1 protein-coding gene and 1 pseudogene are annotated in these 1072 nt (G+C 48.5%); both read right to left on the bottom strand.

Annotated features, from left to right (window positions below; genetic code table 11):
• The coding region (locus tag R8269_RS26015; protein ID WP_318223015.1) for an OmpA family protein at positions 1-899 on the bottom strand (899 nt) is incomplete at its 3' end.
• A gap of 26 nt (positions 900-925) precedes the next feature.
• Positions 926-1072: pseudogene (locus R8269_RS26010) on the bottom strand (anti-sigma factor antagonist); the annotation flags it as partial.

The following is a 1072-nucleotide window of genomic DNA, read 5'->3' as shown; positions in this document are numbered from 1 at the left end:
AACGCGCCTCCTATCGAACCGCTTGCGCTCGTTGGCATGTTGCCTTTGTTAGGTAAATTGTGATTACTTGGCGCATTGCTATCAGAGTTTGCGCTGAGAACTTCGATGCTCACACGACGGTTGGTTAGGCGCACGGCTGGCGTTTGTCCCTCATACAAAGGCAATGTGTCGCCAACAGATTTGGTTTGCACACGGTCTGACGCTACACCGAACACACTTAAGTATCGTTTAACTTGCTCGGCTCGTTCCTGTGCTAGTTTTTTATTGTGCTCAGGCGTACCCGTGACGTCCGCATGGCCAGTGACAACCAGAGACAGAGCAGGGTGGTCGCGCAGAATATAAGCGGCTTCTGCCAAGTGTCCCATGTACTTCGGATTGATCTCCGCAGAATCAATGGCAAACTGATTATCGACGTTGAGCAGCGCATAAATATCGGAGACGATGTTTAAGTCATTCCTTAGCGCTTCGATGTCGTCCGGCGGCGTGCAAGTGGTTTGCGTAAGTACGTAGTCGAGTTGCTGCTCAAGCTGGTTTAATCGACGACGCTGGATGACCAGGTCATTGGCGGCATCAAGCAGTAAACCGCCTTCTAGTTCGCGAGCAATGCGATTTTGTTTTTCGAGTGCTTGCACCACTGCAGCAGGGAAGCACCAACGAGCGCCTTCTTGAATCAAAGCGTCGAGATGAAGCTTGGTCAACTGCCAATCGAATCGCAATCCATGCTCTGGGCCCAATGGTTCATCTGGCATAACAGGCGAGAACTGATAGTTCTCAATCGAAATATCTTGATAGCTTTCCGCCAATCCACCCTGACCATGATCGGGATAATCAAATGACGAACAACCAAACATGCCGACAACGAGACCGCTAACTACACTTCGTCGTATTAGATTTACCATGCCAACCTCCGTTTAAACCGGTATTTTTAGTGTCCTTTTGAATTGACGGGAATGGCATGGTTGATACGAAGCAAGCTCATGATTTCTAATGGCTGACCTGATACGTTTTCAATACTCATGCTTCTTTCACGTTCAACTAGACGCTTATATAAGTAAACAATGGCACCAATCCC

Source organism: Vibrio sp. Vb0667 (assembly GCF_033391095.1).
The sequence above is the reverse complement of the archived record's forward strand: the minus strand, read 5'-3'. Positions and strand labels throughout refer to the sequence as shown.